Source organism: Mesorhizobium prunaredense (genome assembly GCF_900156895.1).
In the GTDB taxonomy this organism is placed as follows: domain Bacteria; phylum Pseudomonadota; class Alphaproteobacteria; order Rhizobiales; family Rhizobiaceae; genus Mesorhizobium; species Mesorhizobium prunaredense.
Genome location: NZ_FTPD01000067.1, coordinates 259,258 through 271,662 on the forward strand (window position 1 = coordinate 259,258; position 12,405 = coordinate 271,662).

General features: G+C 61.7%; 10 protein-coding genes and 2 pseudogenes. 5 read left to right on the plus strand and 7 right to left on the minus strand.

Annotated features, from left to right (window positions below; genetic code table 11):
* Window positions 1–9 precede the first annotated feature (9 nt).
* From BQ8794_RS30570 to BQ8794_RS30585, 4 genes are all read right to left on the minus strand, one after another.
* Window positions 10–453: an SRPBCC family protein gene (locus BQ8794_RS30570; RefSeq protein WP_077382931.1), complete on the minus strand. Its 444-nt coding sequence runs from the start codon at window positions 451–453 to the stop codon at window positions 10–12.
* A 151-nt stretch (window positions 454–604) separates the two neighbouring features.
* The gene (locus BQ8794_RS30575) at window positions 605–1,432 is read right to left on the minus strand and encodes an AraC family transcriptional regulator (RefSeq protein WP_077382934.1); all 828 of its coding nucleotides are present in this window, start codon (window positions 1,430–1,432) and stop codon (window positions 605–607) included.
* Between the two features lie 175 nt (window positions 1,433–1,607).
* Window positions 1,608–2,606: an ABC transporter permease gene (locus BQ8794_RS30580; RefSeq protein WP_077382937.1), complete on the minus strand. Its 999-nt coding sequence runs from the start codon at window positions 2,604–2,606 to the stop codon at window positions 1,608–1,610.
* Between the two features lie 40 nt (window positions 2,607–2,646).
* Complete coding sequence (locus tag BQ8794_RS30585; protein WP_077383510.1) at window positions 2,647–3,387, minus strand: ATP-binding cassette domain-containing protein; 741 nt, start codon at window positions 3,385–3,387, stop codon at window positions 2,647–2,649.
* 425 nt (window positions 3,388–3,812) lie between these two features.
* On the opposite strand from BQ8794_RS30585, the gene BQ8794_RS30590 reads away from it, so the two are divergent.
* The 3 genes and pseudogenes from BQ8794_RS30590 (at window position 3,813) to BQ8794_RS34265 (ending at window position 7,099) form a co-directional block, all read left to right on the plus strand.
* A complete protein-coding gene (locus tag BQ8794_RS30590) occupies window positions 3,813–4,802 on the plus strand; it encodes a sugar-binding protein (protein ID WP_077382940.1) in 990 nt (329 codons plus the stop codon).
* A 135-nt stretch (window positions 4,803–4,937) separates the two neighbouring features.
* Window positions 4,938–5,759, plus strand: coding sequence for a FadR/GntR family transcriptional regulator (locus tag BQ8794_RS30595; RefSeq protein WP_174654559.1), 822 nt, complete (start codon window positions 4,938–4,940; stop codon window positions 5,757–5,759).
* 120 nt (window positions 5,760–5,879) lie between these two features.
* A pseudogene (locus BQ8794_RS34265) lies at window positions 5,880–7,099 on the plus strand (ISAzo13 family transposase).
* Between the two features lie 330 nt (window positions 7,100–7,429).
* Here BQ8794_RS34265 and BQ8794_RS37520 read toward each other — a convergent pair.
* Window positions 7,430–10,390 carry a PAS domain-containing protein gene (locus BQ8794_RS37520; protein ID WP_077382943.1) on the minus strand — a complete coding sequence of 987 codons (2,961 nt, stop codon included), beginning with the start codon at window positions 10,388–10,390 and terminating at the stop codon, window positions 7,430–7,432.
* Window positions 10,391–10,505: 115 nt separating this feature from the next.
* On the opposite strand from BQ8794_RS37520, the gene BQ8794_RS35880 reads away from it, so the two are divergent.
* Window positions 10,506–10,655, plus strand: coding sequence for a hypothetical protein (locus BQ8794_RS35880; RefSeq protein WP_167378904.1), 150 nt, complete (start codon window positions 10,506–10,508; stop codon window positions 10,653–10,655).
* A gap of 72 nt (window positions 10,656–10,727) precedes the next feature.
* On the plus strand, window positions 10,728–11,282 hold the full coding sequence (locus BQ8794_RS30615) for a hypothetical protein (protein ID WP_077382945.1): 555 nt from the start codon (window positions 10,728–10,730) through the stop codon (window positions 11,280–11,282).
* A 271-nt stretch (window positions 11,283–11,553) separates the two neighbouring features.
* Here the strand turns inward: BQ8794_RS30615 and BQ8794_RS35290 are convergent.
* Both BQ8794_RS35290 and BQ8794_RS36135 read right to left on the minus strand, forming a co-directional pair.
* Window positions 11,554–11,720, minus strand: a pseudogene (locus BQ8794_RS35290) (VOC family protein); the annotation flags it as partial.
* 311 nt (window positions 11,721–12,031) lie between these two features.
* Window positions 12,032–12,405, minus strand: a 374-nt coding sequence (locus BQ8794_RS36135; protein ID WP_210189880.1) for a helix-turn-helix domain-containing protein, incomplete at its 5' end; no start/stop codon positions are given.

A 12,405-nucleotide genomic window follows, 5' to 3' on the forward strand; every position in this document is an offset into this window, starting at 1 on the left:
CCATTCAGCTCAACCCTGGCCGGCGAAATGAGTCTTCAGGGCGTTAAAGCCGCCCTGGAAGACGTTGGCGCCCATGCCTTCGGCCAATTTGTCGGCTTCCTCGGGAGCCGCGTCGAAGCTGGCGGTCCATTCGGCATAGGTGCGGTCGCCATCGGTCACCCGGCGCAACTGCAGCGTCGCCTTGTGGTTGGTGAGCGGCTGCGGCGTCTCCAGGATGGAGTAGCTGACGAGGAAATTGTCGTCGGAGAAGTCGAGCAGCTTCTCGCGGATGCGGGCGCCGCTGGCGAGCTGGAAATTGCGCACGCAGCCGATCGCTCCGGCGTCCTTGCCGTCCTCGATATGGCTCTCGACCATGCGCGGGTGCCAGCTCGGCAGGCCGTTGAAGTCGCGTATGCGGGCCCAGACCTTTTCGACCGGTGCGTCGATGACGCTGGAAATGGTGACTTTCGCCATATGATGCTTCCCTTGCAGATAGCTGTGTCGCGAGGGTAGGGCGGCAGGCCCGGCAGCGCTTATCAATGCGTCTTGAACGCCTATCAATAAGTCTGAAAAAACGGGCAGTCTTAAAAAGCGGGCAGTCTGAAGCGGGCAGTCTGAAAATGGTTCAGGAAATGGCCCGCGCCGCCTCGCGATAGAGTGTCGGCGGAACGCCGACATGGTCGCGGAAGAATCGCGAGAAATTGCCCTGCGTGGTGAAGCCGAGATTGCAGGCGACCGAGATCAGCGGTTCCTGCGACCATTGCAACTGCCGCACCGCTTCCTCCATGCGCAGCGTGTTCCAGTAGACATTGGGCGTCAGATTGGTCTGCTCCTTGAATAGCGCGAAGAAATGTGGCCGCGACAGGCCGACGCTGCGCGCCACCTCGTCGAAGCAGATGCGTTCGCAGACATTGGCCTTCATCAGCTGGATCGCCTTGCGGACACGGAAATCCTGCACGCTGTGGACGCGGGCGCGCGCCACTTGTGGCGCCGAGGCGTCGGCGGCGTCGAGCACGCTGTCGATGAAGCGCTCGATCTCGTAATTGGCGATGTCGTCGATGCTCTCATTGTCGCTGAGATGGTCGAGAAGATTGGCTGCCGCCTTGTGCAGCCACGGCTCCAGCGTGATCGCCGGTGCCGAAAATAGCGGCGCGGTCGACGGCAGGTCGCGGCGCCGGCGCGCCCAGTCCGGATCGATGTAGAAGGCGAGGAACAGGCCGTGCCGGCCGTCGCGGGACAAAGCGTGGCTGTGCGGCTGGAAGGAATTGATGCCGGCGGCGGTGCCGGGCCCAAGCCGCACCGTCTCGCGGCCGATGGTCATCTCGCCGGCCGTGCCTTCCAGCCAGATGATGATATGCGCCTCGACATGGGCATGGGTGACGAAGTCGCTGGCGACGTTCAGGACAGAAACATGTCCGAACCGGCCCCAGTAGAGCCTGATCGCTTCCGTCATGGGTACATCCTCCCGCAGGCGACTGGCCTCCCTTCGCCTGCAATCGGGATAGTGCGGCGCAGTCCGGGCCTGCGTCAAGGCGCATGTGCGCGCCTGGCGCCGGCCACGCGGCGTGCCGGCCGATTTTCAGACTGAGCGATAGCAACGAAAACGAATAGCGCGCGTGACCTGCGGCCTACTCGTTGCGCCGGAAATTGCGGAGCCGGTCGAAAAGGACCGCCATCAGAATGGCGCCGCCGATGAACACCCCCTGCCAGAAGGCGTTGATGCCGAGCAGGCCGAGGCTGTTGCGGATCACTTCGATCAGCGCCGCGCCGACGACGGCGCCAAAGGCCGTGCCCATGCCGCCGGCCAGGTTGGCGCCGCCGATGACGGTGGCGGCGATGACCTGAAGCTCCATGCCGTTGCCGAGATTGGTGGTGACGGCGCCCAGCCAGCCGGTCTGGATAATGCCGGCAAGACCTGCCGCCAGCGCCGAGATCATGTAGACCGCGACCTTGATCTGGCGCACCGGAACGCCGGTCAGCGTCGCCGCATGCTCGTTGCCGCCGATGGCGAAGATGTGCCGGCCGAATTTCGTCCAGCGCAGGACGAAGCCGGTGATCAGCGCCAGCACGATCATGTAGAGCACCGGATTGGCGATGCCGAACACAAAGGCGCCGCCGCCCAGCGCCAGAAGCTTGTCGTGGTCGGGCCCGAACTGGAAGACGACGGTGTTGTTGGACGCGACCATGGCCAGGCTGCGCGCGATCGACAGCATGCCAAGCGTCACCACGAAGGGCGGAAACCCGAGATAGGCGATCAGGATGCCGTTGAAGGCGCCGATGATCAGCGCCGTCGCGATCGCAGCGGCAATGCCGATCTCGATGCCGTAACCGGCATGCATGGTCACCGCGAGCACCATCGAACACAGGCAAAGCACCGAGCCGACCGACAGGTCGATGCCGCCGGTGATGATGACGAAGGTCATGCCGAGCGCGACGATGGCGACGAAGGTGATGTTGCGGGTGATGTTGTAGAGGTTCTTCGTCGTGGCGAAGGAATCGGTGGCGACGGACAGGAACAGGCAGGCGAGGATGACCGCGATCACCACCCAGAAGGTCTGGCTGGCAAACACCCTGGTCAGCAAAGTGTGCTGTTTCTGTGCGATCGTCTGGTCAAGAGTTACTGCCATCGTCGACCTTTATCTGCTTGCGTGGTGAAACCGGCTGGCATCAAACCTGTTCGATGGCGCCGGTGATGAGCCCGGTGACTTCCTCGGGCGAACTCGACGCGATCGTCTTGTCGGCGACCTTGCGGCCGCGCCGCATGACGATGACGCGGTCGGCAACGTCAAAGACGTCGGGCATGCGGTGGCTGATCAGCACGACTGCAATGCCCTGGTCGCGCAGATGGCGGATCAGGTTCAGCACCTCGGCGACCTGCCGGACCGAGATCGCCGCCGTCGGCTCGTCCATCAGCACGATCTTGGCCTGCGAAAGCATGGTGCGGGCGATCGCCACCGCCTGGCGCTGGCCGCCCGACATCTGCTTGACCAGATCGCGCGGGCGGGTTTCGGATTTCAGCACGGCAAAGATCTGGCCGGCGCGCTTGTACATCGCGGCGTAGTCGAGGATGCGAAACGGCCCGACGCCGCGGCGCAGCTCGCGGCCGAGATAGACGTTGGCGGCGGCCGTCAGATTGTTGCATAGCGCCAGGTCCTGGTGGACGATCTCGATGCCGTGCTGGCGCGCCTCCACCGGCTTGTGCAGGACCAGATCCTTGCCGTCCATCTGCATCGTGCCATGGCTCGGGGGGAAATTGCCGGCGATCATCTTGACCAGCGTCGACTTGCCGGCGCCGTTGTCGCCCATCAGCCCGACCACCTGTCCGGCCTCGATCGACAGCGAAACGTCGTTGACGGCCTGGATGGCGCCGAAATGTTTTGAGATGTTGGCGAGTTCGAGAACCGGCACCAGACTGCTTCCTCCGTGCTTTCGGCCTGCGGTCCTGCCGCGGCCTCGCTTTTCCCAGCTCCTCCCGGGAACCGCGCTTTCGCCCATTTACGCATATGCCCCCTTGCCGTCAACAGCGGCTTCTTTCGAAAAATCCGTTTTGTAGGACAAATAGCAATTGACGTCCGTCGCAAGCCGATATTAGCTAAGCGTCGGAGGAGATTATGCCGATCTCCTGCCCGGTTCGCCGGGGCTGAGCAGGCGGAGGTTTATCGGTCGAGGATCTGGCAGCGTCCATATCGCGCTGGTCTGCAACCGCATCTGGAAATACTTATCGGCCCGGCTTGACGACACGAGCGCTCGCGAAACGAACCTCTGTCATCGCGCATCCGGGCTGGTCTGTGTGGCGGGCACGCCGTGTCCGTCTGTTTCAAGGGAGGACTGACATGAGGAAATCACTATTGCTCGCTGCCGTCGCCATGCTGGCGTTGGGCGCCGGGCCGGCCATGGCCAAGAAACAACTCGTCATCGTGGTTAAGGGGCTCGACAATCCGTTCTTCGAGGCCATCAACCAGGGTTGCCAGAAATGGAACAAGGAAAACGCCGACTCGGAGTATGAGTGCTTCTACACCGGTCCGGCATCGACCTCGGACGAAGCCGGCGAAGCCCAGATCGTCCAGGACATGCTGAGCAAGCCGGACACGGTGGCGATGGCGATTTCGCCGTCCAACGCACCGCTGATCGCCCAGACGATCAAAAGCGCCAATCCGTCGATCCCGATCATGACGCTCGACGCCGACCTCAGCAAGGAAGATGCGGCGCTGCGCAAGACCTATCTCGGCACCGACAACTACCTGATGGGCTACAAGATCGGCGAGTACATCAAGAAGGGCAAGCCGGAGGGTGGCAAGATCTGCACCATCGAAGGCAATCCGGCGGCCGACAATATCCTGCGCCGTGCCCAGGGCATGCGCGATGCGCTTTCAGGCCAGAAGGATCTCCCGGCGCTCGCCGGCGAGGGCGGCTGGACCGAGGTCGCCGGCTGCCCGGTGTTCACCAATGACGACGGCGCCAAGGGCGTGCAGGCGATGACCGATATCCTCGCCGCCAATCCCGACCTCGATGCCTTCGGCATCATGGGCGGCTGGCCGCTGTTCGGCGCCCCGCAGCCCTATCGCGACCTGTTCAAGCCGATGGCCGACAAGATCGCCAAGAACGAGTTCGTCATCGGCGCCGCCGATACGATCGGTGACGAAGTGGCCATTGCCAAGGAGGGTCTGGTGACCGCGCTGGTCGGCCAGCGGCCGTTCGAGATGGGCTACAAGGCGCCCTCGGTGATGATCGACCTGGTCGAAGGCAAGCCTGTCGCCGATCCGGTCTTCACCGGTCTCGACGAGTGCACCAAGGATACGGTCGATACCTGCATCCAGAAGTAGGTTCGCAGTTTTCGGGGCGTCCGCTCGACGGGCGCCCCGTCACGCCGGTTCACGAAAATCTACGAGGTGACGTGGCTGGGGCGAACCGCTCCTGCTTTGCCGTGCCTTGAGTTCAGCCTGTGCCGGGGAACATGGATGTCGGACGCCAGATCGAAAAAGCGACTTACTACGGTCACGGTCAAGGCACGGGCCAAGGTCAAGGCACGGGCCACGGTCAAGGCGCCGGTCGGCCGCCCGGCCGGCGCCCGCCGGACCGACGCGGCGCTGATCCCCGGATCGAGCGTGCATGCGTCGCTGGCCAACGAGATCGGCCTCCGGATCGTGCGCGGCGACTATCCGCCGGGAACCATCCTGCCCAACGAAGCCAAATGGTCCGAAACCTTCGACGTCAGCCGCTCGGCGGTTCGCGAAGCGATCAAGATGCTGATGGCCAAGAGCCTGCTGGCCTCACGCCCCAAGATTGGCAGCTGGGTCGAGCCGAAAGAGCGCTGGAACCTGCTCGATCGCGACGTGCTCGCCTGGTATGCGACGGCGCCCGATCGCGAAATGTTCCTGCGGACCGTCCAGGAATTCCGCCACATCATCGAGCCGGAAGCCAGCGCCTTTGCGGCGATCCGGCGTAGCGACGAGCAGATGGCCGAGATCAGCCAGGCCTGCCGGGAGATGGGCGAGGCGGCGACGCTGCCGGAGCGCACCCGCGCCGACACGCGTTTTCACCTGGCCATCCTGCGCGCGTCGGGCAACGACCTCCTGGTGCCACTCGGCGTGCTGATCGAATCGGCGCTCGATCATCTCTTCGTTTTCGTCACGCGCGAAACCAGCGACCAGCCGCGGGCGCAGGCGCTGCATGAGGCGATCGAGAAGAACATCCGCCTCCAGCGGCCGGCGGCAGCAAGGAGTGCCGTGCACAGGCTGCTCGCCAACACCGACGAGGTTATCGGGCGGTCGCGGCGGTAAGGTCAAATGCAATCACTCTGAACGGCCAAGTTCGGCTCTAAGGAAGCATCGACAAATTTCTGAATCGGTCTGTCTCGGGGAGGGATTTCCAAAGCGTTTATTGGTTTGTAGACGTATTGGATGATCGATGTCGAAGCTATCAAGCTGCGTTATGATTCTATCAGGCCCTTGCTGGACGAGCGTGGGCGGCGTCGTTTTGCGGCGGCGGAAGCGCTTTCGGCCGGATGGGGAGGGATTGCGGCGGTTTCGGCGGCGACCGGCATTGCGCGCAGCACTATTGGTTATGGTTTGCGGGAATTGCGCGGCACAGTGCCGGACACGGCGGCGCTCAGCGGCGTCCGGCGCAAGGGTGCGGGCCGTAAACCTTTCGCAGACCGACCCGACGCTCGTCAGCGATCTGGAAAAGCTTGTGGAGCCGCCACGCGCGGCGACCCGATGTCCCCACTGAAGTGGACATCGAAAAGCTTGCGGAATCTGGCATCTGGACTTCGCGCGATGGGCTCATCAGGTTGGCTATGACGTGGTCGGCAGCTTGTTGAAGCGACTTGGCTATTCTCTTCAGGCCAACCGCAAAACGCTGGAGGGATCGGGCCATGCGGATCGCGATGAACAATTCCAGCACATTGCCGGCATGGTCAAGGACGCCATTGCGGCCAAGCAACCCGCGATCTCCGTCGACACCAAGAAGAAAGAACTGGTTGGCGCCTTCAAGAATGGCGGCCGCGAATATCAGCCAGCCGGATCGCCCGAGCCAGTCAACGTTCATGATTTTGTCGACCCAAAATTGGGCCGCGCCGCACCTTATGGTGTTTATGATATCGCTGATGACAAAGGCTGGGTCAGCGTCGGGATCGACAATGATACCGCAGCCTTCGCCGTCAACGCGATCCGCTTATGGTGGATCGATATGGGGCGCGAACGCTACAGTCAGGCTCACACTTTGACGATCACCGCCGATGGCGGCGGCTCCAATGGGTCACGCCTGCGTCTGTGGAAAGTCGAACTCCAGAAGCTGGCGGATGAATTGGGGCTGACGATCATCGTCCTTCATCTGCCGCCCGGCACCAGCAAATGGAACAAGATCGAACATCGTCTGTTCTCGTTCATCTCGCGAAATTGGCGCGGACGACCGCTTACTGATTATCGTACCATTGTCGAACTCATCGCCGCCACAACCTCGACCGCCGGGCACACCGCGGTGCCGGCTGGATGAAAATCTCTATCCTGCAGGCATCAAAGTCGCCGATCAGGAGATCGCCGCCATCAATATCTGCCGCAGCGATTTCCACGGCGAATGGAACTACTCCATCAAGCCAAGATCGCTAAAGTCGAAGCTGTAATTTGCCGATAATGCCTAAGCGGAAACTCGTTCACACTCGGCCGAACTCCCGCCCATGACCCTGAGCTGCCCTTCATCAGCGTATTTCGCTGCTTGATAGCAGACATTCATGGCAACCAGCACTGATGACCCCTAACCTGACCTTTGCTTGACGACGAGAATTCACCGCAATGCCGACTTACGAGGAGTGTCGGAGATGTATCGGAACGGAGGCGGAACGATAGTAGGTCTGATGCAAGTTGCAGGGCAGGGTTTCCGCTGCCCGCAATGATGGCTGGAGGGAGACCTTGGCATGACCGCAAAAAAGTTCACCAGCGCGCCGCACTTGGATTCAAGCCTTGAGTCGCGAAACGATGCTCTCCAACGTTTTGACAGCGCTTGCCCTGTCAGTCTTCCGCAGGTCCACCAGAACTCTTAGCCCGGCCTCTTCTTCGCGGATCGCGGTGCCCTGCAACACCATTTCGTCGACCCGGTCCTGCACCTTGTAGTTGCGCACCGGCCTCGCGATACCCTTGGCATGGATGGGCTCCTGCTCCTCAGCCAAGACCATGTCCTTGACCAGGGAGTAGGTCTCATGGCTCAGGAGAATGCCGCCGAGTTCGGCGTGCGATTGCAGCCGTGAGGCCAGATTCACTTCGCCGCCGATGATTGTGTACTCCATGCGGTCTTCGCTTCCGAAATTCCCGACCGTGCAGTAGCCGGTACTGATGCCGATTCGCAGCTGGAACGGTTTTTGCAACCCGCGATCACGCCATTCGGCCTGCAATTCCCGCATCCGTCGCTGCATGGCGATGGCCATGCTGACGCAGGCCATTGCATCCTGCCTGACACCCCTCGTTTCCGGGTCGCCGAAGAACGCCAGGACCGCGTCGCCGATGTATTTGTCGATCGTCGCGCCGTGCTCCAGGGCGATCTTCGACATCTCCGTCAGGTAGTGGTTAAGCAAGCTGGTCAGCTCTTCGGATTCCAGATCGTCTGTCGTCGCGGTGAAATCCGCGATGTCGGAGAAGAACACGGTGAGCTTCTTGCGATGTGAGGCGATCTCGACCTCTCGTGAGCCTGAGAATATCGACGAATAGACCTGCGGCGACAGATACTTCGAGAGCTTGTTCGACAAGGCCTCGAGCGCCTTGTTCTTCTCGGTTACGAGCTCATTTGCCCGCTCTGCCTTGTGCTTGGCGTTGCGGATATTCTCTTCAGCTCGCTTGAGTTCCGTTATGTTCGTATAGACGGCGACGGTTCCGCCCTCGGTGGTCTTGCGCTCATTGATCTGAACCCAGCGGCCGTTGCCTCGCCGCTGCACGTGCGGCCCACCCGGCTGCCTGTGCCTTGCTAGCCGCTCAGCCACCCACTCGTCGACACGCCCCTTCGCGTCCTCAACGAGACCCTGTTCCGCAGCGTTGCGGATAAGCATCTCGTATGGCGTGCCCGCCCCCGGCGTACCACGCCCCGGATAGAGCAGATCGCCATAGGCTTTGTTGCAGACAACCAGCCGATCCTCGGCATCGTAGAGCGAAAACCCTTCCGAGATCGACTCGATCGCGTCCGTCAGGCGCTGCTCGCTCTGCCGCAGAGCGTTCTCTGCCTGCTTGCGCGCGCTCACGTCACTCCATGAGCCGACGATTTCGAGGGGTTGGCCGTCCTTGTCTCGGATCAGCTGCTGCTCGTCATTCACCCAGCAATAGGTGCCGTCGTTCTTGAGAAATCGGTATTCGACCGTGTGGCGACCTTTCTTGAACAGCTGGACGGACTCGGCCTCCACCGCGGCGAGCTCGTCGGGGTGCACACGCGCACGCCAGAAATCGGCGTTCTCCAGATATTCGCTAGGCTCGTATCCGAGCAGGCTCCTGACGTTCTCGCTGATGATGATCGGCGCGAAATCACCACTCGCCTTGTAGCTGTAGATCACCGCGGGTGCGGCCGACAGCACGCGCACAAGGCGGTCCTGTGCGGCGACCAGGGCTTCACCAATCTGCTTGCGGGCCGTGATGTCGTTCCACGCACCGACCACCTCGACCGGCTCGCCCGCCGCGTCGCGCTGCAGCTGCAGATCATCGCTGATCCAGCAATAGCTGCCGTCCTTCTTGCGGAACCGGTACTCGTTGGCGAGGCGACCTTCCTCGAACAGCCTCCCATAGTCCTTCTCGACCCGCGGCAGATCCTCGGGGTGCACTCGGTCGCGCCAGAAATCTGCGTTCTCGAGATATTCCTCGGGCTCGTAGCCGAGGAGGTCCTTCACGTTCCGGCTAATGAATGTCGGCTGATAGTCGCCGGCTGCCCTGAAGCTGTAGATCACGGCCGGCGAGCGGGCGAGCAGATACTCGACGCGATCCTGTGCCGCCTTGGCAGATTCCTCCGCTCGCTTTCGGTCGGTTATGTCGCTCCACGAGCCCACCACCTCGGCCGGTTGACCGGCCGGGTCTCTGATCAGGTGCTGTTCGTCATTCACCCAACACCAGGTGCCGTCCTTCTTTAGAAACCGATACTCGATTGTGTGACGACCCTTCTTGAACAGGTGAATCGACTCAGCCTCCGCCGCGGCTAGGTCGTCGGGGTGAACACAACGGCGCCAGAAATCGGCGTGTTCGAGATATTCCTGCGGCTCGTAGCCCAACCAGTCCCTGATGTTTTCGCTGACGAAGGTCGGCGCAAAATCCCCCGTTGCCTCATAACTGTAGATTACGGCCGGCGAACTGATCAGCAACTCGGACAGGCGTGCATTCGCCGCCGCCTGCGCTTGCTCCGCCGCCTTGCGCGCGCTGATGTCGCTCCAAGATCCGACGATCTCCAGCGGCTTGCCGTGCTTGTCCTTGATGAGGCGCTGCTCGTCGTTCACCCAGCACCAGGAGCCGTCCTTGCGCCGAAAGCGGTATTCCACTGAGTGGATTCCGTTCTGGAAGAATCTGGAAATCGCCTCATCGACTCGGGCCTGGTCCCCGGGGTGGACCCGGTCTCGCCAGAATGACGGGTCTTCAAGGTATTCATCCGGCGCATAGCCGAATACGGCTTTGATGTTTTCGCTGACGAAGGTCGGCGCGAAGTCGCCGGTCGCCTTGAAGCTGTAAATTACGGCGGGTGACGAGCTCAGCAGCCGTTCGAGACGCTGCCGCGCTGCCTCCCGCGCATCCTCCATTTGTTGGCGCACCCTGCTGTCGCGCTCGCGCGTAGCGCCCTTTATGGCCTGCTCGATGATGGCAGCAGTGCCGTCGTCATCGAACGCCTCCGGCGAAATGTGCAGGATATGATGAAGCGCAGCCGTCGCGTTCCTGGCGTGTTCCCTTGCGGTCGTCATGGCGTCGGTCCGATCAAATGAGACGATCCTAATTTAGCACAATCTGAACATGGTTCGGCATCGGAATTTCTGGTATCCTAAGCGAGGAGGCAGTTGCTCATGCGTCGGCTATGGCATGAGCGTGGAGGAGTCCGGGGCATCGGCTACCGAGGACGCAGCCTCGTCCCACGCGCTGTCGAAGCTGTTCGGGCTGGCTCACGACCGCCCGCTTGATTTTCATCTATGGGAACAAGCGCTCGGCGAAACGGCACGTCTCAAGCGCTAGCAGGCTGTCTCCAAAACTGCGGCGGCGCAAAGCATCGGCTTGAAATCCGCCGCTCATACCAAGGAGGATCCAATGAAGCCCATAACCGCGGCACCCGCCGCAGCCATGACACATGTCAAAACAGCGCTTCTCGCAGGATTGGTCTTGGCCTTTGTCCCCGGGGTCGCTCTGGGGGCACAGATCGAAAAGAAGGGGACCACGCCCTACCTGACGCACTTCGTTTTTCGGCCTTTGACGACCATTGACATTCCCGGCGTCGGTACGGCGACCGCGCTGGAGGCGGTCGGGACCACCGAGAACATGAAAGGAGAGGCGATGTTCGACAAGATGTCAGCATATTGCACAGCAGTAAGCGTTGCTTCGGGCGACAAGAACTACATCGATGGCGCCTGTGTGCTCGCCGATCAGGACGGGGACAAGATCTTCTCGACCTTCGATACGCGTGACGTCGACAAGTCGCAGCCGGAAATGGACTGTGGCACTCATATCATTACGGGGGGTACCGGCAAATACAAAGGCATCACCGGGCGTGAGCCCTTTGATTGCATAGCGATGCCTGCACTGGCTGGCCCCGGCGGCTATACTGCTATGGACATTCCCCATAACACGACTTGGGAGATCAAATAACAGAAAGCGTCTGCCCTATGGCAACCGACAGCTGACAACCGAGGCCAACAAGGGTTGAATGAGAGCCCGGCCGAGGGCCGGGCTCTGTCCAAAGACTGCTTTTGGATCGAGATGCGACCTCAATATCGATGGCTGGAGAGGTTCGATTTGGCGCACTCGAGGCTCCCCGCGCATCGGCCGCTCGCCCTGCTCGCGAGAGCGTTAAAGGACCGGATGGGGTGGCGAGCAGACACGCTCTGGCAGCAATTTGGCCGCAAGACGCGATGGAGCGTCAACCGCGCCGGGCCGCCTCGATCGCGGCGACGTCGATTTTCTTCATGGTCATCGTGGCATCAAACGCGCGCTTTGCTTCGTTGCCACCGGCCGCCATCGCGTCAGTCAGTACGCGCGGAGTGATTTGCCAGGAAATCCCCCACCTGTCTCTTTGCACCAGCCGCTCGGCCTTGGTTCCCATCCGCTCCCTTCCGAATTAGGCAGCGAACCGCTTTTCTCCACCCCGGAAGCGTCCCACTCCCCGGGCGATCGCAAAGGGCAGCTAGCCTTAACGTCGCTGTCCGCTTTGGCTCGAACCCAGCCGTACAGTGAACGTCGGCTGACGAGGACAGTCTCGAATGGCGCGAAATGGCGCAACCGCGAACTCCAAAATGTATGCCGGCAATGTCGGCTTACGAGAAATGGCAAAGCTGGCCTCTATGGCCGACATCGCGGCGCAAAGCGGAATACGGGCATCGCGCCGCGACTGTTGACATTTAATCGCGGCTCAGCGCTCGCCGGAGAGCACTGAAACGAATGCGATATTGCTGGGGCGTCAGTCCGATCTTGCGCCGGAACAGGCGCCCGAAAAAACTCGCATCCTCATAGCCCACTTCATTGGCCACCGCCTCGACCTGCAGGTCGCCGGTCTCGAGTAGTTCCTTGGCCGCTTCGAGCCTGAGCGCGTGGATGTAGTCGATTGCCTTCATTTCCGTCGCCTTGGCGAAGCGGCGCACGAAGGAGCGGTCGGACAGGCCTGACAGCTTGGTCATGGCGGCGACGGGCGAGGGCGTCCGGTAGTTGAGCTCCGCCCATTTCTGGCAGCGGTTGATCACCGCGTCGTCGGTCTGGCGAAAGCGCATCAGCGCGG